Source organism: Enterobacter hormaechei subsp. xiangfangensis (assembly GCF_001729785.1).
In the GTDB taxonomy this organism is placed as follows: Bacteria; Pseudomonadota; Gammaproteobacteria; order Enterobacterales; family Enterobacteriaceae; genus Enterobacter; species Enterobacter hormaechei_C.
This window is the reverse complement of the sequence record NZ_CP017183.1, coordinates 3,457,539-3,480,844: the sequence shown is the minus strand read 5'-3', so window position 1 is coordinate 3,480,844 and position 23,306 is coordinate 3,457,539. Positions and strand designations below refer to the sequence as shown.

The following is a 23,306-nucleotide window of genomic DNA, read 5'->3' as shown; positions in this document are numbered from 1 at the left end:
CTTCGCCTCACCCGGCCTACAACATTACTCGGCGATACTTTCGCGTAAAGGTTTAACGGGCAGGACCTTCACCTGCTTAATCATGTTGTCCTGAACGTCCAGAATATCAATATCATACTGTTCAATGCGCACGCGCGTGCCTGCCGCCGGGATCTCTTCCAGCGCTTCCAGGATCATTCCGTTCATCGTCCGCGCTTCGTCTTCCGGCAAATGCCAGTTGAACGCTTTATTGATTTCACGAATGTTGGCGCTGCCGTCGATAAGCACTGACCCGTCGTTTTGCGGGGTGACTTCTTCCGCAAGGGAAGGCGACATTGAGGTGGTAAAGTCCCCGACAATCTCTTCCAGAATATCTTCGACCGTCACCAGCCCCTGTATATCGCCGTATTCATCCACCACCAGGCCGACTTTCTTCTTGTTGCGCTGGAACTTCACCAGCTGCGTGCTGAGTGGGGTGCCTTCCGGCACGTAGTAAATTTCGTCGGCGGCGCGCAGCATTACCTCTTTGGTGAACTCGTTTTTCTCAGTCATCAGGCGATAGGCCTCGCGCACGCGCAGCATGCTGATGGCATCGTCGAGAGAATCGCGATAGAGGACGATACGCCCGTGCGGGGAGTGCGTCAGCTGGCGGACAATGGCCTTCCAGTCGTCGTTGATATCAATCCCGACGATTTCATTGCGCGGCACCATGATGTCGTCAACGCTGACCTTTTCCAGATCCAGCACCGACAGGAGCATGTCCTGATTGCGGCGGGAGATCTGCGAGCGGGATTCGTTCACGATGGTACGCAGTTCGTCTTTGCTGAGCGCGCTACTGATGGTGACGTCTGCCTTTATACCGACCATGCGCATCAGCACCCGTGTCACCATATTCAGCAGCCAGACCAGCGGCATCATCAGAATAAGCAGCGGTGCTAACAGGAAGCTGCTCGGGTAGGCGACTTTTTCCGGGTAAAGCGCCGCGATGGTTTTGGGCAGCACTTCCGCAAACACCAGTACCACAAACGTGAGCACACCTGTGGCAATCGCCACGCCTGCGTTGCCGTACAGACGCATCCCGACGATGGTGCCCAGTGCAGAGGCGAGAATATTGACCAGGTTGTTACCGATAAGCACCAGGCTAATCAGACGGTCCGGCTTACGCAGAAGCTTTTCGACACGACGCGCGGCACGGTTACCCTGCTTGGCGCGATGACGTAACCGGTAGCGGTTCAGCGTCATCATGCCGGTTTCAGAGCCAGAGAAATAAGCGGAGATGACCACCATGATGACCAGAATGACGATCAGCGTGGTGGTAGAGATGTGTTCCAGGGGGAACTCCTTTTGTTACTTAGCCAGCAAATTGCTGTATGAAGCGGCTACCAAAATAGGCAAGGGTGAGAATGCCCGCACCCGCGACGTTGAACCAGACCACGCGGCGACCGCGCCAGCCTTCATGATAATGGCCCCATAACAGGACAATATAGACAAACCACGCGATGATGGAGAGCACCGCTTTATCGATATTCTCCACGCTGAACAGGTTCTTCATATAAAACAAGCCTGTGCACAGCGTGAGCGTCAGCAGCACCACTCCGACCTGGGTGATGTGGAACATCTTACGCTCAATCACCATCAGCGGCGGCATTTCGTGGTTAAACGCCAGCTTTTTATTTTTCAGCTGGTAGTCAATCCAGGCGAGCTGCATGGCGTAAAGGGCGGCGATGATCAGCGTCGCGTAGGCAAAGAGCGACAGGCCGATATGCACCAGCATCCCCGGCGTGGCTTCCAGGTGAGTAATAAACTCATTGGGCATGAACGTGGCTAACGCCAGATTGATCAGCGCAAAGGCGTAGACTATCGGCAGCAGCAGCCAGCCACGGTTTTTAGACGCGACAATGGTCATGACCGTACAGATCATCAGGCTGACCAGCGAGCCGACGTTCAGTACGCTCAGATTTTGCACGCTGCCGTCGCCGGGGATAATGCGTGATTCCAGCGCAAAGGCGTGGCTAATCAGTGCGATCACTGCCGAAAGAATAGCCATGCGCCGCCAGCCGCTGTTTTTTTGCAGCAGGCCAGGAATGATCAGCGCGAGGCTGACAGAGTAGGCAACAAGGGCGATCAGTGCGAAAACAGGCATATAGGCGTCGACAGTTGTCTTAATAAGAAAGAGAAGCAGTATAACGTTACGTGACGCCTGCTCCAACCGTTGCATAACAACAAAGGCGCCTTCATGTTATACTCCGGCAAAATTCTGTGTATGTGTCGCCCAGGCGACCTAACGTTTCTACCCCAGGCGAGAGACAATGTTTGATAATTTAACCGATCGTTTGTCGCGCACGCTGCGCAACATCAGCGGCCGTGGACGCCTCACCGAAGAGAACATCAAGGAAACGCTGCGCGAAGTGCGCATGGCGCTGCTGGAAGCAGACGTCGCGTTGCCGGTCGTGCGTGACTTTATCAACCGCGTGAAAGAGAAAGCGGTTGGCCATGAAGTGAACAAGAGCCTGACTCCGGGTCAGGAGTTCGTCAAAATCGTCCGTAACGAGCTGGTTTCGGCGATGGGCGAAGAGAACCAGGTGCTTAACCTGGCGGCTCAGCCGCCGGCCGTCGTGCTGATGGCGGGTCTGCAAGGTGCGGGTAAAACCACCAGCGTCGGTAAGCTGGGGAAATTCCTGCGCGAAAAGCACAAGAAAAAGGTGCTGGTGGTGTCGGCGGACGTGTATCGCCCGGCGGCGATCAAACAGCTGGAAACGCTGGCCGAGCAGGTTGGCGTGGACTTCTTCCCGTCCGACGTGGCCCAGAAGCCTGTCGACATCGTTAACGCGGCGCTGAAAGAGGCGAAGCTGAAATTCTACGACGTGCTGCTGGTGGATACCGCCGGTCGACTGCACGTTGACGAAGCGATGATGGACGAAATCAAGCAGGTTCATGCCTCTATCAATCCAGTAGAGACCCTGTTTGTTGTTGACGCCATGACCGGTCAGGATGCGGCAAACACCGCAAAAGCGTTTAACGAAGCCCTGCCGTTAACCGGCGTGGTGCTGACCAAAGTCGACGGCGATGCCCGCGGCGGTGCGGCGCTGTCTATTCGTCATATTACCGGTAAGCCAATTAAGTTCCTCGGCGTGGGCGAGAAAACCGAAGCGCTGGAGCCGTTCCATCCGGATCGTATTGCCTCCCGTATCCTCGGCATGGGCGACGTGCTGTCGCTGATCGAAGATATTGAAAGCAAGGTTGACCGCGCCCAGGCGGAAAAACTCGCCAGCAAGCTGAAAAAAGGTGACGGTTTCGATCTGACCGACTTCCTTGAGCAGCTGCGTCAGATGAAAAACATGGGCGGCATGGCAAGCCTGATGGGCAAACTGCCAGGCATGGGCCAGATCCCGGACAACGTCAAATCCCAGATGGATGACAAAGTGCTGGTGCGTATGGAGGCCATCATCAACTCGATGACGCTGAAAGAGCGCGCGAAGCCAGAAATCATCAAAGGTTCCCGTAAACGCCGTATCGCTGCCGGTTGCGGCATGCAGGTGCAGGACGTAAACCGCCTTCTGAAACAGTTCGACGACATGCAGCGCATGATGAAGAAAATGAAGAAAGGCGGCATGGCGAAGATGATGCGCGGCATGAAAGGCATGATGCCGCCCGGTTTTCCTGGGCGATAATCGCTTTTGAGATTGCTTTTTGCCCGAAAATGAGTAAAATTTTCGGGCTTTTAATATGACACCCGGGCTCCGTTCCTCGATGGGGCCCGGTTGTTTTATTCACACAAGAGGATGTTATGGTAACTATTCGTTTAGCACGTCACGGCGCTAAAAAGCGTCCGTTCTACCAGGTTGTTGTGACTGACAGCCGTAATGCACGCAACGGTCGCTTCATCGAGCGCGTTGGTTTCTTCAACCCACTGGCCGCTGGCGCAGAAGAAGAAACCCGTCTGGATCTGGATCGTATCGCTCACTGGGTTGGCCAGGGCGCTACTGTTTCCGATCGCGTTGCTACGCTGATCAAAGCAGCAAACAAAGCAGCTTAATCTGTCACGGTGGTCATGATGAGCAATAAAGCACCTGTTGAACCGATCGTATTGGGAAAAATGGGTTCTTGCTACGGTATCCGTGGTTGGCTCAGAGTGTTTTCCTCCACTGAAGACGCTGATAGCATTTTTGATTACCAGCCCTGGTTTATCCAGAAAGCCGGTAAGTGGGAAGAGGTCGAGCTGGAAAGCTGGCGTCACCACAATCAGGACATCATCATCAAGCTGAAAGGCATTGACGATCGTGATGCCGCGAATGCGCTGACTAATTGTGAGATTGTCGTGGATTCGTCGCAGTTGCCGCAGCTGGAAGAGGGTGACTACTACTGGAAAGACCTTATGGGTTGCCAGGTAGTGACCACTGAAGGCTACAGCCTGGGGAAAGTCATCGACATGATGGAAACCGGGTCAAATGACGTTCTCGTCATTAAGGCAAACCTGAAAGATGCATTTGGCATCAAGGAGCGGTTGGTTCCGTTCCTCGATGGACAGGTTATCAAGAAAGTCGATCTCACTACTCAAACCATTGAAGTAGATTGGGATCCTGGTTTTTAAATTCTCCGGATAAACGGTAAAAGACGGCGCTATGTGGATTGGCATAATTAGCCTGTTTCCTGAAATGTTCCGCGCGATTACCGATTACGGGGTAACTGGCCGGGCAGTAAAGAATGGCCTGCTGAGCATCCAGAGCTGGAGTCCTCGTGACTTCACGCACGACCGGCACCGTACCGTGGACGATCGTCCTTACGGCGGCGGACCGGGGATGTTGATGATGGTGCAACCCTTACGGGACGCCATTCACACAGCAAAAGCCGCGGCAGGTGAAGGCGCGAAGGTGATTTATCTGTCACCTCAGGGACGCAAGCTTGATCAAGCGGGCGTGAGCGAACTGGCGACGAATCAAAAACTGATTCTGGTCTGTGGTCGCTACGAAGGAATAGATGAGCGCGTAATTCAAACCGAGATTGACGAAGAATGGTCTATCGGCGATTACGTTCTCAGCGGTGGTGAGTTACCGGCAATGACGCTGATTGACTCCGTCGCCCGGTTTATTCCGGGGGTTCTGGGCCATGAAGCTTCGGCAACGGAAGATTCCTTTGCCGATGGGTTGCTGGACTGTCCACACTATACTCGTCCTGAAGTGTTAGAAGGGATGGAAGTCCCGGCAGTGTTACTGTCTGGAAACCATGCCGAGATACGTCGCTGGCGTTTGAAGCAGTCGCTGGGCCGAACCTGGCTTAGAAGACCTGAACTTCTGGAAAACCTGGCTCTGACTGAAGAGCAAGCAAAGTTGCTGGCCGAGTTCAAAACTGAACACGCGCACCAGCAGCATGAACATGATGGGAAAGCGTAATACGCTCCCGAATATCAGTTTACCCAGGATAAGAGATTAAATTATGAGCAACATTATTAAGCAACTTGAACAAGAGCAGATGAAGCAGGACGTACCTTCCTTCCGTCCAGGTGACACCGTGGAAGTGAAAGTATGGGTTGTTGAAGGTTCCAAAAAACGTCTGCAGGCATTCGAGGGCGTGGTTATCGCTATTCGTAACCGCGGTCTGCACTCTGCATTCACTGTTCGTAAAATTTCCAACGGCGAAGGCGTTGAGCGTGTCTTCCAGACTCACTCTCCGGTAGTTGACAGCATTGCTGTTAAACGTCGTGGTGCTGTACGTAAAGCTAAACTGTACTACCTGCGTGAGCGTACTGGTAAGTCTGCTCGTATTAAAGAGCGTCTGAACTAAGATTCGCTTAAGCGACATCCTGTTAGAAAGGGCTGGCCGAAAGGCTGGCCCTTTTTTTATCTCATCGCACCTCTCGCGTTAACCCTTCCGTCATAAATCATTTACAATGTTCGCCTCTTGGGTGGAGGGTAAGTGGATAACGTACTGCATCAGCATAGCTGGAAACGCACAGCGGCATTGACCGCGCTGTTTGCGATCCTGCTGATCGTCGTGGCGCCGCTGATCTCCGTCTCGCTGCAAAAAGATCCCATGAGCGCCATGCCGGGCATGCACCACGACATGAGCATGATGTCGGTGGACGAGCATCATGGTGATATGCCGCATTCTATGCCAGTTGACCATGCTGAAGCATGCGGCTACTGCGTGCTGTTAGCGCATGTACCGGGCGTGATGCTGGCGCTTATCGTTCTGCTCAGCGTGGTGTTGCAGCGGCTGCGCGTGAAGCCGCCTCGTCAGGCGGTCAGCCACTGGCACTTTTTCCCCTGGCTTTACCCCGATACCCGCGCGCCGCCGCGTCGGTCTGCTTTCTCCCTTTAAAACAAAATCACTCACTTTTTGCCTTAAAAAGGAAAAGTATGACTACCTGCACTCCGCGCGCGGCATGGGGAAACCTGCTGCGTCGCCTCCATTTCTATATCGGGCTGTTTGTCGGTCCGTTTATCTTCTTCGCAGCGCTGACCGGTACGCTGTATGTCGCCACGCCGCAGCTTGAAAATGCGCTGTACCATTATGCACTCCACACGGATGCCGTTGGTGAGGCGCAGCCTCTTGCTAAACAAATTGCCGTGGCAGAAAAGGCCGTGGGTTCAGCGCTGCGTTTACACGCTGTTCGTCCGGGGCTGGAAGAGGGTGAAACGACCCGCGTGATGTTTGCCGACCCGGCGCTGGGTCCCTCCGAGCATCGGGCTATTTTTATTGATCCCGCCAGCCTTGAGGTTCGAGGGGATATGACTGTGTACGGCACCAGCGGGATTTTACCGCTGCGTCAGACTATCGATTATCTGCATACCTCGCTGATGCTGGGCAACATCGGGCGCCTCTATAGCGAGTTAGCCGCCTCGTGGATGTGGGTTGCTGCCCTGGGCGGGATCGCGCTGTGGTTCTACACCCGACCGAAGCGCCGTATTAACAATCGTTTCCAGAATCGTCGTCGCCTGCATGTGATCTTAGGCTGGACGTTACTGACGGGAATGCTGCTGTTCTCAGTCACCGGGTTAACCTGGTCACAATGGGCCGGTGGCAACGTCGATAAGCTGCGTGCAGAGATGAACTGGCTGACGCCGCAGGTAAATACCACCCTTTCCGGTGCGCCGGAAATGAGGGATGAACACGCCGAACATCGTGGTCATCACGGGGGAATGACGATGCCTGAAATGCCTGTTGAACTGTCGCTTTTTGACAGCGTATTGCAGGCCGCCCGCCAGTCAGGAATTGATGCGAAAAAGGTTGAGATCCGCCCGGCAAGCAGGGACGACCAGGCCTGGACGGTGACGGAAATCGATCGCCGCTGGCCGACGCAGGTTGATGCCGTTGCCGTGGATCCCCACTCACTGAAGGTGCTGGACAGCACTCGCTTCGGGGATTTCCCGCTGATGGCTAAACTCACCCGCTGGGGCGTGGATTTCCATATGGGGATCCTGTTTGGTCTGGCAAATCAGCTGCTGCTCATCGCGTTTGGCGTTGCGCTGTGCGTGTTGATTATCTGGGGATACCGGATGTGGTGGATGCGTCGCCCTGCAACGTCAGCCGCGAACCCGGTACAGACGCTCTGTCAAAGCTGGCTGGCATTGCCGCTGTGGGGAAGGGGAGTGACGTTCCTGATAAGCCTCCTGCTGGGGCTGGCGTTGCCAGTAATGGGCGTCAGTCTGGTGGTCTTTATTGTGATTGACTGGCTGCGCTGGCGAGCGGTTTCAGGCGTGTCGCTCGCCGGAACATCCGTTAAATAGCCTTAAGGCGTGCTGATGACTACCGCAACCCGGCGGTTTTCAGCGCGCCCCTGTGCAGTGCGGTTGCTGCTGACAGGGTATTTTTTGCCTAAGCCCCGCGTGGTGAGGTTGCTGCGCGGGATGTTCGCGCCCTTCGCCCAGGCATCCGCCACAACATTGGCACGTTTTAACGAAAGCGCTTCGTTGTAGCTCTCTTCGCCATAGTTATCCGTATGGCCATCCATCCGGGCGTGGTTCAGGCCGGTTGCCGCCAGGCGTGAGGCCATAGTCTGGATCTGCGTTTCACTTTCCGGGCGCAGCCTGGCGTCATTTTTATCAAACAGGATCTTATCTGACAGGCCCAGAGACCAGTCGCCATTCAGTTCGTTAAAGCCATAGGATTTCATGGCCGCGATTTGCTCTGGCGTGAATTTCCCTTCAGGGGATGACTGGCATCCGGACATTGCCAGTGATGCCAGTAACAACGGCGCAAAATATCGCTTTAACATATCGTCTTCCTTTCAGGATATTGTTTTCGAACGCTGGTTTTTGACCAGATACATATTGCGATCGGCTTGCTCCAGTAAGGCCTCAACGGAGGCATTTTCCCATGCCAGAGCAAAGCCAATGCTGAGTGACATTGATGCTGTGTGCCCGTTATGCAGATCAAACGGACGGATAAATTGCTGCGACAGCGCAGCGCAAATATATTCGACCTCACGCGCGGTGTGGACGCCGTAAAGGATCATGGCAAATTCGTCGCCGCCAAGACGGTAAGACTGATGACGTTTTTCGCCAAATTCGACCATCCTTTTTGCGGCTTCGATCAGAACGCAGTCACCCGCGGCATGACCCCAGGTGTCATTGATAAACTTGAAGTTATCACCGTCCAGAAATAGCAGGGCGGAATTGGTTTTTGCCGAAGCGTCATTCATTAATGCTGCAATGTTGTTGCGAAACGCGGCGCGGTTTGCAAGCCCCGTGAGCGGATCGTGCATGGCGGTACGCAACAGTTGAGCGTTTTTCGCCTGTAGTTTGAGCTGCCACTCTTCCATTTCATCCAGCAGGCTGTTGAAGTCTTCTCCAAACTGGTGGAACTCTTCAATGCGGCCTTCCGTTACCCGGCGAGAAAAGTTGCGGTTGGTGCGAACGTCATGCACAACGTCAGTGATGTTTTGCATTTCAACAACCATGCCATGATGTAGCGAGCGGGTGATGGTCAATGCGACGGCAGAAGCAAAAAGAATGCACCCGGTGAGGACTGCAAACGAGAGCCAGATAAAGTGGCTAATCAGGCTGTCGCGTGCGGTCAGACGAATTTCGCCAATCACATTGCCGTTATGTATGATGGGCTGTGCGACAGGAACAGGGAACAGCCACCGGTTGACCAGCGCGCCCAGCGTGTCGGTATTATCCGCCGGGTTCCACGACCACCAGGCAAACCGTTTATGATGTGCATTAAGCACTTCCGCCACGGCAAACTGCCCCTGCTTGCCGAGGGTCGCCAGCGTTTCATTTGCTGCCATGGCATCGTTGAACACCAGAGAGGCTTCAAGGCTGTGGCTCATGGTGGCGCCGGTAAGTTCGAGGTTTTTTTGCGCGTATTGCTTTAATGTCACCACGGAAGCGAAACACAGCAGCAACCATATAAACGTCATCGTTATAATGACGCTTATCATGCTGATTCGCCGCAACGTTCTTTTAAACGTCGGACGCGGTGTTGGTACGACTTCCTTATTCATGCTTCTTATTCCGTGCGAGCATTAATACATCCGGATTGACTCTTACGCCACTGCGCGCCAGCGCATCCAGATTTACGGAAAACCTGACCTGGTTGTGCTCTATTATCAGACAAAATGCGCTGCCAATAACGCATTCAGGATTTTGTTCTGACATTAATAGCAACGCCTGGTCCTGATATTGATTTATTATTTCCTGTTGTTTTGCTGGCGACTCGCTCCCGAAATAGAGGGCATCGCACCTTGCTGTGAGTGCTTCCCGATCGCTATGCACAATGACAGGACTATAGGGCAACGGGTTGTGTTCATCTTCACTGCTGAGCGCCTGTCTGTAATGGGAAGAGGCATAAATACAGAGCTTAGGCTGGCCAGACAGTGCTGGCCATCGGGTGTAGCTCACAATACCAGAAACAATCGAACGTACTGATTTATCCGTTTCAGTGAACGAGCCTGCCTTTGCAGGGGCCACTAAAATGAACAGCATTAGCGCCAGGGGGAGTCGGAGCAAAGCGATCAAGATTGCATTTCTCATCAGAATCCGCCAAACCGCCCCGGAAATAGATGTCCTTAAGAATTGTCGGCAGAATACCATTGTTTATCAAAGCCGTCATTATGTCAGAAATATCCCTGTTTTGACCTAAGCTAAATCTTACAGTGAGCTATATTCAGAGGAATTCAGGCAGGCTCAATTAAGCCTGCTGGAACGCATACTTTCATCCAATCCTTGTTGCCAGGATTCATGCAGTTTTACTGCATTTTCAGTTGTATCGCAGCTGGCAGGAAATGATTTTCCCGCTAATCCCCAGGCGTGAATAAAGCCCTCTTCGCATATTTTTTTCTGTCCGTCAGCGTAGCCACGAAGATATTCCCCTCGATCAACCTGAGGGTCATTAAAACTATCGGCCAGAGCCTGATTATCTTTAACCGGAACACCATTCATAGCGTCTTCTTTACCGGCAGTGAACCAGTCCGGGCTGGTCCAGCCAGGCTGAAAAGTATAAGGATTGATCTGGCAACCCGACAAAATCAGCGACAACAACATGAGAGTAATTGAACGCATGGCTATTCTCCTTTTTGTGAGCATAGCCTGGCTTACAAGTGTGCGTGTGTAATTTTAAATTTACGGTTTTAGGCCATTAATTTTGCAATTAAAGGGCTTCTGTAAAGTAATGTGTACGTATTTTGGATTGAAATCTTTACTTGATGTGATATCGTTGTGTCACCTCTTCGAGGAAAACCACTATCGCAAACGAGTTTGACAGGATCGCAATCATGCAAAAAGACGCGCTGAACAACGTACATATCACTGACGAACAAGTGTTAATCACCCCGGATCAACTGAAGGCGGAATTCCCGCTGAGCGTCGCGCAGGAAACTCAGATTGAGCACTCGCGCCAGACCATTTCTGACATTATCGCAGGCCGCGATCCGCGCCTGCTGGTGGTATGTGGTCCTTGCTCCATTCACGATCCTGAAACCGCCATTGAGTACGCTCGTCGATTTAAAGCATTAGCGGAGGAGGTCAGCGATAGCCTCTATCTGGTGATGCGCGTCTATTTTGAAAAGCCACGTACTACGGTTGGCTGGAAAGGGTTGATTAACGATCCGCACATGGATGGCTCGTTTGATGTGGAAGCGGGCCTGAAGATTGCGCGTCGCCTGCTGGTGGAGCTGGTCAGCATGGGGCTGCCGCTGGCAACCGAAGCGCTGGATCCGAACAGCCCGCAGTACCTCGGCGATCTGTTTAGCTGGTCTGCGATTGGGGCGCGCACCACCGAGTCGCAAACCCACCGCGAGATGGCGTCTGGCCTGTCTATGCCGGTTGGTTTTAAAAACGGTACCGACGGCAGCCTGGCTACGGCGATTAACGCCATGCGCGCCGCCGCTATGCCCCATCGTTTTGTCGGGATCAACCAGGCGGGCCAGGTATGCCTGCTGCAAACTCAGGGCAACCCGGACGGGCATGTGATCCTGCGCGGCGGTAAAGCGCCAAACTACAGCCCGGCGGATGTCGCGCAGTGTGAAAAAGAGATGGAACAGGCGGGACTGCGTCCGGCGCTGATGGTAGATTGCAGTCATGGTAATTCGAATAAAGATTACCGTCGCCAGCCTGCGGTTGCAGAATCTGTGATTGCACAGATTAAAGATGGTAACCGTTCAATTATCGGCCTGATGATTGAAAGTAATATTCATGAAGGCAATCAGTCATCGGAACAGCCGCGTAGCGCGATGAAGCCCGGCGTCTCCGTCACGGATGCTTGCATCAGCTGGGAAACCACTGATGCGCTACTGCGTGAGATCCACAAAGATTTGAACGGCCAGCTGGCGACGCGTCTGGCATAAGAGGATAGTTATGGTTGCTGAATTGACCGCATTACGCGATCAAATTGATGAAGTGGATAAGGCGTTGCTGGACCTGCTGGCGCGCCGCATGGCACTGGTTGCTGAGGTCGGCGAAGTTAAAAGCAAATACGGCCTGCCAATTTACGTTCCGGAGCGTGAGGCCTCTATGCTCGCCTCCCGCCGTAAAGAGGCACAGGCGCTTGGCGTTTCACCGGACTTAATTGAAGATGTCCTGCGTCGTGTGATGCGGGAATCCTATTCCAGCGAAAACGACAAGGGCTTCAAAACCCTCTGTCCGTCGCTGCGTCCGGTGGTGATTGTCGGTGGCGGCGGCCAGATGGGGCGTCTGTTTGAAAAAATGCTGACGCTTTCTGGCTATCAGGTGCGCATCCTGGAAAAAGAGGACTGGCCGCATGCACCGGAACTCATGAAGGATGCCGGAATGGTTATCGTCAGCGTACCGATTCATGTGACGGAGCAGATTATCGCGAAACTTCCTCCGCTGCCGGAAGATTGCATTCTGGTGGATCTGGCGTCCGTTAAAAATGGTCCTCTACAGGCAATGCTGGCGGCGCACACCGGGCCCGTGCTTGGGTTACACCCGATGTTTGGCCCGGACAGCGGCAGCCTGGCGAAGCAGGTAGTGGTTTACTGCGACGGTCGTCAGCCGGAAGCGTATCAGTGGTTCCTGGAACAGATTCAGGTCTGGGGGGCACGTTTGCACCGTATCAGTGCGGTTGAGCACGATCAGAACATGGCGTTTATTCAGGCGCTGCGCCACTTTGCAACCTTCGCCTATGGTCTGCACCTGGCGGAAGAGAACGTTCAGCTTGAACAATTGCTGGCGCTTTCCTCGCCAATCTATCGTCTGGAGCTGGCGATGGTGGGGCGACTGTTTGCCCAGGATCCACAGCTTTACGCCGACATCATCATGTCGTCTGAAAATAACCTGGCGCTGATCAAGCGCTACTATCAGCGTTTTGGCGAAGCGATCACCTTGCTGGAACACGGCGATAAACAAGCGTTTATCGACAGTTTCCGTAAAGTGGAGCACTGGTTCGGTGATTACGCCACGCGATTCCAGAGTGAAAGCCGCACGCTGTTGCGCCAGGCAAATGACAGTCGCCAGTAATCTAATGATGTATATACTGAAAGCCAGCATTGCTGGCTTTTTTCATTTTGGGGAACTGTCATGGCTGAACCGCAGCTGCTGTTGAACTATACCGGGCATCTGCCTGAATGCCCGACGTGGAGTGCAGAAGAGAAGGCGCTCTACTGGGCGGATATCCTGGAAGGGGAGATCCATCGGTACCATCTGCCCACCGCGGAACACTCGGTGCTCTCATTCCATGAAGAAGTTGGGTGTTTTGCCCTGCGTGAACGCGGCGGATTTATCGTCGCGATGCGAAACACCATCTGGCTGACCGATAAACACGGCCTGCTCCAGCGTAAGGTTTGCGATAACCCATCCAACCCGCAGCTTGCACGTTTTAACGATGGCGGTACCGATCATCAGGGACGGTTTTATGCGGGCACGTTCTGGGGGCCGGGAGATTATAACGGGGCCATGTTGATGCGTATCGACAACGACCTGACGCCGAAAGTGATCCAGTGCGATATCCAGGGGCATAACGGTTTAGCGTTTAGTCCTGACAAACGGTGGATGTTTACTTCTGATACGCCGAACGGTGTGATCTACCGTACGCCGCTTGATGAGCAGGGGGAACCCGGTAAGCGCGAAGAGTTTCGCCGGTTTAGCGAGGGAGACGGTATTCCCGACGGTGCGGCAATGGATGAGGAAGGCTGCTACTGGAGCGCACTGTTTGACGGCTGGCGTATCGCACGGTTTTCACCGCAAGGCGAACAGCTGGAAGAGCACCGGCTGCCGGTACGCTGCCCGACAATGGTCTGCTTTGGCGGCGACGATATGAAAACGCTGTTTATCACCACCACGCGGGAAAATATGGAGGCGGAGGAGCTGGAGAAATACCCGCTTTCCGGTGCCATCTTCACCCTGCCTGTAAATGTGGCAGGGATGAAGAAAAGCCGCTTTATCGAACATTAAGCCGGATCGACCGGGACCACGGTTTCGCTCGGATAGCAGCCCAACACTTTCATGGAGCGTGTGATCTCGCCCAGTTCGCGCAGGGCTTTCTGCATGGATGCAGACTCCAGGTTGGCCTGAACGTCGAGATAGAACATCTCTTCCCACGGGTTGCCATGTATTGGGCGGGATTCCAGCTTCGTCATGATCAGGTTGTGATTACGCAGCACCAGCAGCGCTTCAACCAGCGCACCCGCCTGCTGGCCGGTCGCCATCAACAGGGTGGTTTTCGCCGGGACCTGGTCCGACACGTTGATGGCCTTGCGGGCCAGAACCACGAAACGGGTGATATTCTGCGTCTGGTTGGCCAGATTGCGTTCCAGCACCTGTAAGCCATACAGCGCGCCGCCCGCTTCGCTACCGAGAGCCGCGACGGCAGGAGAGTTTGCCTGCGCCACTTTTTCCATCGCCGCCGAGGTGCTTTCGGTGTACTCAATTTTCCAGTGCGGATAACGGTTCAGGAACTGGCTGCACTGCTGGAACGGCTGCGGGTGACTGTACACCGTTTCGATCTGACTCAGATCGGTTGAGCCAGAGACCAGCACACAGTGATCGATAGGGATGGTCAACTCGCCGACTAACGACAGGCTGGTGTGCTGGAGCAAATCGTAAACATCGTTGATGGCGCCGGAACTGGTGTTCTCAATAGGCACCACGGCGTAATCTGCCTGGCCGGTTTCGACCTGGTTGAAAATGTCTGCAAATTTCGCGCAGCCGCTCTCAATAAACTCTTCGAAATGGCGGGCTGCGTACTGGCGAGCCGCCAGGTGAGAATAGGACCCTTTCGGGCCGAGGAAAGCGATACGAGCAGAGTGCGGGTTGGTTTTGTTCAGATGCTGCTGGAGCAGGGCCTGTTGCGTCAGAACGGAGTCTTCGATGATGAGCTGGAACAGGCGGGTGATGTAGTGCGCATCCAGATGATGCGCTTTGCCGAGTTGAATCAACCGTTCCAGTAAATCACGTTCGCGATCGATATCGCGCACCGGCCGATGGGACTCGAGCTTGGCTTTTCCCACTTCAACGGCGAGTGCGCGGCGTTCTGCCAGCAGGGCCAGTAATTTTTCGTCGAGTGCACTGATTTTTACGCGTAAATCCAGGAGCGGGTTTTCCGGTGTCATAGTGTTGTCTGTCTCATTTTATCGTTATCAATAAAAAAGGCCTCCCGGTGTGGGAGGCCTTGTTGTTCGTCTTCGCATTCTTTATCACACGACGAAACGCCTCCCGGTCAGGGGAAGGTAAAAAAGAATGCGAAGAAAAACGGCGTCTGTTTCATAAAGTCATCCTGAAATTGATAGGGTTAAAGTACCTGCACTGTTTTGATCCTGTCAATAAAAAACGCGCCCGAAGGCGCGTTGTCGGTACACTCAATTTTAGAGGATTACTCTTCTTCAACTTCTTCCGCGAAGCTGGCGTCTTTCACCGAGGTTGCGGCGCGACGTGCTTCACCTTTGTGTTGCACTTTATTGAGCTGCCGTTCCAGCTTGTTGATCAAATCGTTAATTGCGGTGTACATATCCTCGTGTTTTGCGCTGGCGACCAGATGGCCGTTTGGAGTATTGATAGTTGCATCAGCGATGAAACCCTGCGGCTCCTTGGACAGGATGATATGTGGATTAATCAAATGTGTTTGCCATTTATCCAGTTTGGCGAGACGGTCTGCGACGTGCTGGCGGATTGCCGGAGTAATTTCCATTTGTTTACTGGTAATGTTCATTGTCATAAATTTTACCTCTTGTCTTTCCGTCTTGGTGATTCCAGCATACCCGACCCAATGTCAAAATGTGTGATTTAGATCACGTTATTTTGTCGGTTTTTGTCAGGGAATCTTTTTTGTGAGGCAGGGCAGGAAGAGGTGAGATTTACCTTGTCGAAGCCAACAATTGCGGTCATAGTTGAATGGATGTGTTGAAGCTAAACCGCTTCAGCGTAAGTCTGAAAGAATAAAAAAACGGCAGCCCGCGGGCTGCCGTTATGCGTTGTAGCGGTATCAGGTGTTGCTGCTGTTCGCGGCGATGATTTTCGCCACTTTGTCAGCCTGAGCCGTCATCTGCATCTGGCGATACGCATTTTCCATCAGCTTCAGGCCATCACGCGTGGCTTGGGTATCCGGATAATCACGCAGCATGCCTTCTACACGGTTAACCACGGCAACCCATGCGCCACGGCGGGTGTAGTATTCCGCAACGGAGTACTCATATTTCGCCAGACGATCTTTCAGGAACACCAGACGCTTAGTGGCATCGGTAATGTACTGGCTGTTCGGGTAGCTACGCACCAGTTTGGAGAAGTCATTGAAAGCATCACGCGCATGTTGCGGGTCACGGTCTGAACGATCCACCCCGAAGAAGCCCTGCAATGCACTGTCATCCAGCGCCATGTTAGTCAGGCCGCGCATGTACATCACGTAATCGATGTTAGGATGGGTAGGGTTCAGACGCATGAAACGATCGATCGTTGCCTGAGCCAGCGGCAGATCGGCATTTTTGTAGTAGGCGTAGATAAGATCTAACTGTACCTGCTGCGAATACGGACCAAACGGATAGCGATTATCCAACGCTTCCAGTTGCGTTATCGCCTGTTTCCAGTTACCGTCCTGCAACTTTTGTTGTGCAGTCGCATAGATTTCATTCGGCGGATTGTCAGGGACCTGTTCATTCGAACCGGAGCAGCCCACCAAAGCCAGGCTCAACGTGGCCGCTGCCACCAGATATTTCATGCGCGTCATGACGTTTTGACTTTCCTCAAATGTTTGTCCGGGAGAAACTCAGTTCCTGCTCCCGATTAAGACCAGCTACAATAGCACACTATATTAAACGGCAAAGCCGTAAAACCCAACGTTAAACGAAGAAGCAGTTTATGGCACAACGAGTAGAACTCACCGCAACAGTCTCCGAAAATCAGCTCGGTCAACGCTTAGATCAGGCTTTGGCCGAATTGTTCCCTGATTATTCGCGTTCACGCATAAAAGAATGGATCCTTGACCAGCGCGTGCTGGTAAACGGCAAGATCTGGGACAAACCAAAAGAGAAAGTGTTTGGTGGGGAAGCTGTCGCCATCAATGCTGAAATCGAAGAGGAAATCCGCTTCGAGCCGCAGGATATCCCGCTGGATATCGTCTACGAAGATGACGACATTCTGGTCATCAACAAGCCGCGCGACTTTGTTGTTCACCCGGGCGCGGGCAATCCTGACGGTACGGTACTTAACGCACTCCTTCATTATTATCCGCCGATTGCCGACGTACCGCGTGCCGGTATTGTTCACCGTCTGGATAAAGACACCACGGGTCTGATGGTGGTGGCGAAGACGGTTCCCGCCCAGACTCGCCTGGTGGAATCGTTGCAACTGCGCGAAATCACCCGTGAGTATGAAGCGGTGGCGATTGGTCATATGACCTCTGGCGGCACGGTGGAAGAGCCTATCAGCCGTCACCCAACCAAGCGTACGCATATGTCCGTACACCCGATGGGCAAACCGGCGGTGACCCATTACCGCATCATGGAACATTTCCGTATTCATACGCGCCTGCGTCTGCGCCTGGAAACCGGGCGTACTCACCAGATCCGCGTGCACATGGCGCATATTACCCATCCGCTGGTGGGTGACCCGGTTTACGGCGGTCGTCCGCGTCCACCAAAGGGCGCATCGGATGAATTCATCTCCGTGCTGCGTAAATTCGATCGCCAGGCGCTGCATGCGACGATGCTGCGTCTTTACCACCCAATCACCGGAATTCAGATGGAATGGCATGCGCCGATCCCACAGGATATGGTGGAACTTATCGACGCGATGCGCGCAGATTTCGAAGAACATAAGGATCACGTGGACTGGTTATGACCAAACTGATTGTCCCGGAGTGGCCACTGCCTGAAGGCGTGGCCGCCTGTAGTTCAACCCGTATCGGTGGCGTGAGCCAGGGCGCGTGGGAGTCTTTGAACCTCGGTGCGCACTGTGGCGATAACCTGGAGCACGTTGAAGAGAACCGTAAACGCCTCTTTGCTGCGGGAAACCTTCCTTCAAAACCGGTCTGGCTTGAGCAGGTGCACGGTAAAGCGGTGCTGAAGCTGACGGGTGAGCCCTATGCGTCTAAACGCGCCGATGCTTCGTACAGCAATACGCCGGGAACGGTTTGCGCGGTGATGACTGCTGATTGCCTGCCGGTGTTGTTCTGCAATCAGGCAGGAACTGAAGTGGCTGCTGCCCACGCCGGATGGCGAGGCCTGTGCGAAGGCGTGCTGGAAGAGACCGTCGCCTGCTTCCAGGACGATTCTGCAAATCTCATCGCCTGGCTTGGCCCGGCGATTGGCCCGCAGGCATTTGAGGTCGGGCCCGAAGTGCGCGATGCCTTTATGGAAAAAGATCCACAAGCGGTCGAAGCGTTTGTGGCTTCCGGAGATAAATATCTGGCCGATATTTACCAGCTTGCCCGCCAGCGCCTGAATAACGTCGGTGTGACCCAAATCTTCGGCGGAGATCGCTGTACCTTCACCGAAAAGGGTGATTTTTTCTCCTATCGCCGCGACAAGACGACAGGCCGTATGGCAAGTTTCATTTGGCTGATATAACCTAAAGAATCAAGACGATCCGGTACGCGCCGTTTTCTTTTCACATAATTCAGGTTATTAACCTTGAATAATTGAGGGATGACCTCATTTAATCTCCAGTAGCAAATTTGACCTGTTATGGGAGGAGTTATGCGTCTGGATCGTCTTACTAATAAATTCCAGCTTGCTCTCGCCGATGCCCAGTCCCTTGCACTGGGGCACGACAACCAATTTATCGAACCTCTTCATCTAATGAGCGCCTTGCTGAATCAGGAAGGGGGATCGGTACGTCCTTTATTAACGTCCGCTGGCATTAATGCCGGCCAGTTACGCACCGCCATCGATCAGGCGCTGAGCCGTTTACCGCAGGTAGAAGGTACCGGCGGCGACGTGCAGCCGTCGCAGGATCTGGTGCGCGTGCTGAACCTTTGCGACAAGCTGGCGCAAAAACGTGGGGACAACTTTATTTCGTCAGAGCTCTTTGTTCTGGCGGCGCTTGAATCACGCGGTACCTTAACCGACCTGCTGAAATCCGCCGGTGCAACCACCGCTAATGTGACCCAGGCGATTGAGAACATGCGCGGAGGTGAAAGCGTGAACGACCAGGGAGCCGAAGACCAACGTCAGGCTTTGAAGAAATTTACGGTCGACCTGACCGAACGTGCCGAGCAGGGCAAACTTGACCCGGTGATCGGCCGCGACGAAGAAATCCGCCGGACAATCCAGGTACTGCAACGTCGTACCAAAAACAACCCGGTGCTGATTGGTGAGCCAGGCGTCGGTAAAACCGCCATTGTTGAAGGGCTGGCGCAGCGTATCGTTAATGGCGAAGTGCCCGAAGGGCTGAAAGGCCGTCGCGTACTGGCGCTGGATATGGGCGCGCTGGTGGCCGGGGCGAAATACCGCGGTGAATTTGAAGAGCGTCTGAAAGGCGTGCTGAACGATCTGGCGAAACAGGAAGGTAACGTCATCCTGTTTATCGACGAACTGCACACCATGGTGGGGGCGGGTAAAGCTGACGGCGCAATGGATGCCGGGAACATGCTGAAACCTGCTCTGGCGCGCGGTGAACTTCACTGCGTCGGCGCCACTACGCTTGACGAGTATCGTCAGTACATTGAGAAAGATGCCGCGCTGGAGCGTCGTTTCCAGAAGGTGTTTGTCGCTGAACCAAGCGTTGAAGATACCATCGCCATTTTGCGTGGTCTGAAAGAGCGTTATGAGCTGCACCATCACGTGCAGATCACCGACCCGGCCATCGTTGCGGCGGCGACGCTTTCGCATCGTTACATTGCCGACCGTCAGTTGCCGGATAAAGCCATTGACCTTATCGATGAAGCGGCGTCCAGCATCCGTATGCAGATTGACTCGAAACCGGAAGAGCTGGACCGACTCGATCGCCGTATTATCCAGCTCAAGCTGGAACAGCAGGCGCTGAGCAAAGAGTCTGATGAAGCGAGCAAGAAACGCCTTGATATGCTCAACGAAGAACTGGACGAGAAAGAGCGTCAGTATTCTGAGCTGGAAGAAGAGTGGAAAGCTGAGAAAGCCTCCCTCTCTGGCACCCAGACAATCAAGGCGGAGCTGGAGCAGGCTAAAATTGCCATTGAGCAGGCGCGTCGCGTAGGGGATCTGGCACGGATGTCCGAACTACAGTACGGCAAGATCCCTGAGCTGGAAAAACAACTTGAGATCGCCACGCAATCGGAAGGCAAAACCATGCGTCTGTTGCGTAATAAAGTGACGGATGCCGAGATTGCCGAAGTGCTGGCGCGCTGGACGGGTATTCCTGTGGCTCGCATGATGGAAAGCGAACGCGAGAAACTGCTGCGTATGGAGCAGGATCTGCATCAGCGCGTCATTGGACAGAACGAAGCGGTCGAAGCGGTATCTAACGCCATTCGTCGTAGCCGTGCGGGGCTGTCCGATCCGAATCGTCCAATCGGCTCGTTCCTGTTCCTGGGGCCAACCGGTGTCGGTAAAACCGAGCTGTGTAAAGCGCTGGCTAACTTTATGTTCGACAGCGATGACGCGATGGTGCGTATCGATATGTCCGAGTTTATGGAGAAACACGCCGTCTCGCGTCTGGTCGGTGCGCCTCCGGGATATGTCGGTTATGAAGAGGGCGGTTATCTGACGGAAGCGGTTCGCCGTCGTCCTTATTCCGTCATCCTGCTGGATGAAGTGGAAAAGGCACATCCTGACGTATTTAACATCCTGTTGCAGGTACTGGATGATGGACGCCTGACGGACGGGCAGGGGAGAACGGTTGACTTCCGTAACACGGTGGTGATCATGACCTCGAACCTGGGTTCCGATTTAATTCAGGAACGCTTCGGTGAGCTGGATTACAGCCATATGAAAGATCTGGTGCTGGGTGTGGTCAGCCAAAACTTCCGTCCGGAGTTCATCAACCGTATTGATGAAGTGGTCGTGTTCCATCCGCTGGGTGAGAAACACATTGCGTCGATTGCGCAGATCCAGTTGCAGCGTCTGTACAAACGTCTGGAAGAGCGTGGGTATGAAATCCACATTTCCGACGATGCGCTGAAACTGCTGAGCGAGAATGGTTACGATCCTGTTTATGGTGCGCGTCCGTTAAAACGTGCTATCCAGCAGCAGATCGAAAACCCGCTGGCGCAGCAAATCCTCTCTGGGGAGCTGGTTCCGGGCAAAGTTATCCGTCTGGAAGCCAACGAAGACCGAATTGTGGCAGTGCAGTAAGTCACAAAACGCAAAAACGGGCCGCTTGCGGCTCGTTTTTGTTTAAAAACCAGGCAAGAATTAATGTCTGAGATGTGTTTTGCCTGGAAAGTGAGCAGTCGGTAAATAATTTTCACTTTGCACTTGCAGCCTCAGAATAACTCCCTATAATGCGCCTCCACTGACACGGAACAACGGCACACACGCCGCCGGGTCAGCAGAGAAAAGCAAAACAAACGCTTGACTCTGAAGCGGGAAAGCGTAATATGCACACCCCGCGCCGCAGCGAAAACGAAGCGGCACTGCTCTTTAACAATTTATCAGACAATCTGTGTGGGCACTCAAAGTGACATGGATTCTTAACGTCCTCGGACACTAAATGAATACCAAGTCTCAACGAGTGAACACGTAATTCATTACGAAGTTTAATTCATTGAGCATCAAACTTTTAAATTGAAGAGTTTGATCATGGCTCAGATTGAACGCTGGCGGCAGGCCTAACACATGCAAGTCGAACGGTAACAGGAAGCAGCTTGCTGCTTCGCTGACGAGTGGCGGACGGGTGAGTAATGTCTGGGAAACTGCCTGATGGAGGGGGATAACTACTGGAAACGGTAGCTAATACCGCATAACGTCGCAAGACCAAAGAGGGGGACCTTCGGGCCTCTTGCCATCGGATGTGCCCAGATGGGATTAGCTAGTAGGTGGGGTAACGGCTCACCTAGGCGACGATCCCTAGCTGGTCTGAGAGGATGACCAGCCACACTGGAACTGAGACACGGTCCAGACTCCTACGGGAGGCAGCAGTGGGGAATATTGCACAATGGGCGCAAGCCTGATGCAGCCATGCCGCGTGTATGAAGAAGGCCTTCGGGTTGTAAAGTACTTTCAGCGGGGAGGAAGGCGATAAGGTTAATAACCTTGTCGATTGACGTTACCCGCAGAAGAAGCACCGGCTAACTCCGTGCCAGCAGCCGCGGTAATACGGAGGGTGCAAGCGTTAATCGGAATTACTGGGCGTAAAGCGCACGCAGGCGGTCTGTCAAGTCGGATGTGAAATCCCCGGGCTCAACCTGGGAACTGCATTCGAAACTGGCAGGCTAGAGTCTTGTAGAGGGGGGTAGAATTCCAGGTGTAGCGGTGAAATGCGTAGAGATCTGGAGGAATACCGGTGGCGAAGGCGGCCCCCTGGACAAAGACTGACGCTCAGGTGCGAAAGCGTGGGGAGCAAACAGGATTAGATACCCTGGTAGTCCACGCCGTAAACGATGTCGACTTGGAGGTTGTGCCCTTGAGGCGTGGCTTCCGGAGCTAACGCGTTAAGTCGACCGCCTGGGGAGTACGGCCGCAAGGTTAAAACTCAAATGAATTGACGGGGGCCCGCACAAGCGGTGGAGCATGTGGTTTAATTCGATGCAACGCGAAGAACCTTACCTACTCTTGACATCCAGAGAACTTAGCAGAGATGCTTTGGTGCCTTCGGGAACTCTGAGACAGGTGCTGCATGGCTGTCGTCAGCTCGTGTTGTGAAATGTTGGGTTAAGTCCCGCAACGAGCGCAACCCTTATCCTTTGTTGCCAGCGGTCCGGCCGGGAACTCAAAGGAGACTGCCAGTGATAAACTGGAGGAAGGTGGGGATGACGTCAAGTCATCATGGCCCTTACGAGTAGGGCTACACACGTGCTACAATGGCGCATACAAAGAGAAGCGACCTCGCGAGAGCAAGCGGACCTCATAAAGTGCGTCGTAGTCCGGATTGGAGTCTGCAACTCGACTCCATGAAGTCGGAATCGCTAGTAATCGTGGATCAGAATGCCACGGTGAATACGTTCCCGGGCCTTGTACACACCGCCCGTCACACCATGGGAGTGGGTTGCAAAAGAAGTAGGTAGCTTAACCTTCGGGAGGGCGCTTACCACTTTGTGATTCATGACTGGGGTGAAGTCGTAACAAGGTAACCGTAGGGGAACCTGCGGTTGGATCACCTCCTTACCTTAAAGAACCTGCCTTTGTAGTGTCCACACAGATTGTCTGATGAAAAGTAAATAGCAAGGCGTCTTGCGATTGAGACTGTACGTCCCCTTCGTCTAGAGGCCCAGGACACCGCCCTTTCACGGCGGTAACAGGGGTTCGAATCCCCTAGGGGACGCCACTTGCTGGTTCGTGAGTGAAAGTCACCTGCCGTCAT

General features: G+C 53.7%; 23 protein-coding genes, 1 tRNA gene, 1 rRNA gene and 1 other annotated feature. Of the genes, 15 read left to right on the top strand and 10 right to left on the bottom strand.

The annotated features are described in order from the left end of the window. Positions 1 to 24 precede the first annotated feature (24 nt). Positions 25 to 1,311 (bottom strand): HlyC/CorC family transporter, encoded by a 1,287-nt coding sequence (locus BFV63_RS16615; RefSeq protein WP_026094274.1) that lies wholly within the window; start codon positions 1,309 to 1,311, stop codon positions 25 to 27. A 19-nt stretch (positions 1,312 to 1,330) separates the two neighbouring features. Further along, on the bottom strand, positions 1,331 to 2,122 hold the full coding sequence (locus BFV63_RS16610; protein WP_003863130.1) for a cytochrome C assembly family protein: 792 nt from the start codon (positions 2,120 to 2,122) through the stop codon (positions 1,331 to 1,333). 166 nt (positions 2,123 to 2,288) lie between these two features. On the opposite strand from BFV63_RS16610, the gene ffh reads away from it, so the two are divergent. From ffh to BFV63_RS16575, 7 genes are all read left to right on the top strand, one after another. Next, positions 2,289 to 3,650, top strand: coding sequence for a signal recognition particle protein (gene ffh / locus BFV63_RS16605; protein WP_003863132.1), 1,362 nt, complete (start codon positions 2,289 to 2,291; stop codon positions 3,648 to 3,650). Between the two features lie 116 nt (positions 3,651 to 3,766). Beyond that, positions 3,767 to 4,015, top strand: coding sequence for a 30S ribosomal protein S16 (rpsP, locus tag BFV63_RS16600; RefSeq protein WP_003863133.1), 249 nt, complete (start codon positions 3,767 to 3,769; stop codon positions 4,013 to 4,015). Between the two features lie 15 nt (positions 4,016 to 4,030). Further along, entirely contained in the window at positions 4,031 to 4,570 is a 540-nt protein-coding gene (rimM, locus tag BFV63_RS16595) for a ribosome maturation factor RimM (RefSeq protein ID WP_003863136.1), read from the top strand. A 31-nt stretch (positions 4,571 to 4,601) separates the two neighbouring features. After that, positions 4,602 to 5,369, top strand: coding sequence for a tRNA (guanosine(37)-N1)-methyltransferase TrmD (trmD, locus tag BFV63_RS16590; RefSeq protein ID WP_003863138.1), 768 nt, complete (start codon positions 4,602 to 4,604; stop codon positions 5,367 to 5,369). 43 nt (positions 5,370 to 5,412) lie between these two features. After that, positions 5,413 to 5,760 carry a 50S ribosomal protein L19 gene (gene rplS, locus BFV63_RS16585; protein WP_002914145.1) on the top strand — a complete coding sequence of 116 codons (348 nt, stop codon included), beginning with the start codon at positions 5,413 to 5,415 and terminating at the stop codon, positions 5,758 to 5,760. 132 nt (positions 5,761 to 5,892) lie between these two features. Beyond that, positions 5,893 to 6,297: a DUF2946 domain-containing protein gene (locus tag BFV63_RS16580; protein ID WP_046621127.1), complete on the top strand. Its 405-nt coding sequence runs from the start codon at positions 5,893 to 5,895 to the stop codon at positions 6,295 to 6,297. Between the two features lie 38 nt (positions 6,298 to 6,335). Continuing rightward, positions 6,336 to 7,706, top strand: coding sequence for a PepSY-associated TM helix domain-containing protein (locus tag BFV63_RS16575; RefSeq protein ID WP_003863143.1), 1,371 nt, complete (start codon positions 6,336 to 6,338; stop codon positions 7,704 to 7,706). A 2-nt stretch (positions 7,707 to 7,708) separates the two neighbouring features. Here the strand turns inward: BFV63_RS16575 and BFV63_RS16570 are convergent, their stop codons facing one another. From BFV63_RS16570 to BFV63_RS16555, 4 genes are all read right to left on the bottom strand, one after another. Then, positions 7,709 to 8,194, bottom strand: coding sequence for an OmpA family protein (locus tag BFV63_RS16570; protein ID WP_003863144.1), 486 nt, complete (start codon positions 8,192 to 8,194; stop codon positions 7,709 to 7,711). A gap of 12 nt (positions 8,195 to 8,206) precedes the next feature. Further along, on the bottom strand, positions 8,207 to 9,427 hold the full coding sequence (gene dgcN, locus BFV63_RS16565) for a diguanylate cyclase DgcN/YfiN (RefSeq protein ID WP_023323614.1): 1,221 nt from the start codon (positions 9,425 to 9,427) through the stop codon (positions 8,207 to 8,209). Beyond that, positions 9,420 to 9,956 carry a regulatory sequestration protein YfiR gene (gene yfiR, locus BFV63_RS16560; RefSeq protein WP_023323613.1) on the bottom strand — a complete coding sequence of 179 codons (537 nt, stop codon included), beginning with the start codon at positions 9,954 to 9,956 and terminating at the stop codon, positions 9,420 to 9,422. The genes dgcN and yfiR overlap by 8 nt, the downstream gene beginning before the upstream one ends. Positions 9,957 to 10,109: 153 nt before the next feature. Beyond that, entirely contained in the window at positions 10,110 to 10,484 is a 375-nt protein-coding gene (locus BFV63_RS16555; RefSeq protein WP_003863151.1) for a DUF2799 domain-containing protein, read from the bottom strand. Between the two features lie 212 nt (positions 10,485 to 10,696). Here BFV63_RS16555 and aroF point away from each other — a divergent pair, with 212 nt between their 5' ends. The 3 genes from aroF to BFV63_RS16540 are packed head-to-tail and all read left to right on the top strand — an operon-like array spanning position 10,697 to position 13,832. Further along, positions 10,697 to 11,767, top strand: a complete 1,071-nt coding sequence (gene aroF, locus BFV63_RS16550) for a 3-deoxy-7-phosphoheptulonate synthase AroF (RefSeq protein WP_048241938.1) — start codon at positions 10,697 to 10,699, stop codon at positions 11,765 to 11,767. A 10-nt stretch (positions 11,768 to 11,777) separates the two neighbouring features. Beyond that, a complete protein-coding gene (tyrA, locus tag BFV63_RS16545; RefSeq protein ID WP_022649060.1) occupies positions 11,778 to 12,899 on the top strand; it encodes a bifunctional chorismate mutase/prephenate dehydrogenase in 1,122 nt (373 codons plus the stop codon). A 60-nt stretch (positions 12,900 to 12,959) separates the two neighbouring features. Continuing rightward, complete coding sequence (locus BFV63_RS16540) at positions 12,960 to 13,832, top strand: SMP-30/gluconolactonase/LRE family protein (RefSeq protein ID WP_048241935.1); 873 nt, start codon at positions 12,960 to 12,962, stop codon at positions 13,830 to 13,832. Here the strand turns inward: BFV63_RS16540 and pheA are convergent. From pheA to bamD, 4 genes are all read right to left on the bottom strand, one after another. Then, on the bottom strand, positions 13,829 to 14,989 hold the full coding sequence (pheA, locus tag BFV63_RS16535) for a bifunctional chorismate mutase/prephenate dehydratase (protein WP_003863160.1): 1,161 nt from the start codon (positions 14,987 to 14,989) through the stop codon (positions 13,829 to 13,831). The two genes, BFV63_RS16540 and pheA, sit on opposite strands and share 4 nt — an antisense overlap. 30 nt (positions 14,990 to 15,019) lie before the next feature. Then, positions 15,020 to 15,145: a sequence feature (Phe leader region), on the bottom strand. Beyond that, on the bottom strand, positions 15,097 to 15,144 hold the full coding sequence (pheL, locus tag BFV63_RS23140; RefSeq protein ID WP_100229775.1) for a pheA operon leader peptide PheL: 48 nt from the start codon (positions 15,142 to 15,144) through the stop codon (positions 15,097 to 15,099). Its footprint overlaps the feature before it by 48 nt. 104 nt (positions 15,146 to 15,249) lie before the next feature. Continuing rightward, on the bottom strand, positions 15,250 to 15,591 hold the full coding sequence (gene raiA / locus BFV63_RS16530) for a ribosome-associated translation inhibitor RaiA (protein ID WP_003863162.1): 342 nt from the start codon (positions 15,589 to 15,591) through the stop codon (positions 15,250 to 15,252). 267 nt (positions 15,592 to 15,858) lie between these two features. After that, positions 15,859 to 16,596: an outer membrane protein assembly factor BamD gene (bamD, locus tag BFV63_RS16525; RefSeq protein ID WP_003863164.1), complete on the bottom strand. Its 738-nt coding sequence runs from the start codon at positions 16,594 to 16,596 to the stop codon at positions 15,859 to 15,861. A gap of 131 nt (positions 16,597 to 16,727) precedes the next feature. On the opposite strand from bamD, the gene rluD reads away from it, so the two are divergent. The 5 genes from rluD to BFV63_RS16500 all read left to right on the top strand — a co-directional run bounded on the left by rluD (position 16,728) and on the right by BFV63_RS16500 (position 23,270). Then, positions 16,728 to 17,708, top strand: coding sequence for a 23S rRNA pseudouridine(1911/1915/1917) synthase RluD (rluD, locus tag BFV63_RS16520; protein WP_003863165.1), 981 nt, complete (start codon positions 16,728 to 16,730; stop codon positions 17,706 to 17,708). Beyond that, positions 17,705 to 18,436 (top strand): purine nucleoside phosphorylase YfiH, encoded by a 732-nt coding sequence (gene yfiH / locus BFV63_RS16515; protein ID WP_003863167.1) that lies wholly within the window; start codon positions 17,705 to 17,707, stop codon positions 18,434 to 18,436. The genes rluD and yfiH overlap by 4 nt, the downstream gene beginning before the upstream one ends. Positions 18,437 to 18,565: 129 nt before the next feature. Beyond that, a complete protein-coding gene (gene clpB / locus BFV63_RS16510; protein ID WP_048209437.1) occupies positions 18,566 to 21,139 on the top strand; it encodes an ATP-dependent chaperone ClpB in 2,574 nt (857 codons plus the stop codon). 429 nt (positions 21,140 to 21,568) lie between these two features. After that, positions 21,569 to 23,110: ribosomal RNA gene (locus BFV63_RS16505) — 16S ribosomal RNA — on the top strand. Between the two features lie 84 nt (positions 23,111 to 23,194). Then, positions 23,195 to 23,270, top strand: a tRNA-Glu gene (locus BFV63_RS16500). The last annotated feature ends 36 nt before the right edge of the window (positions 23,271 to 23,306 follow it).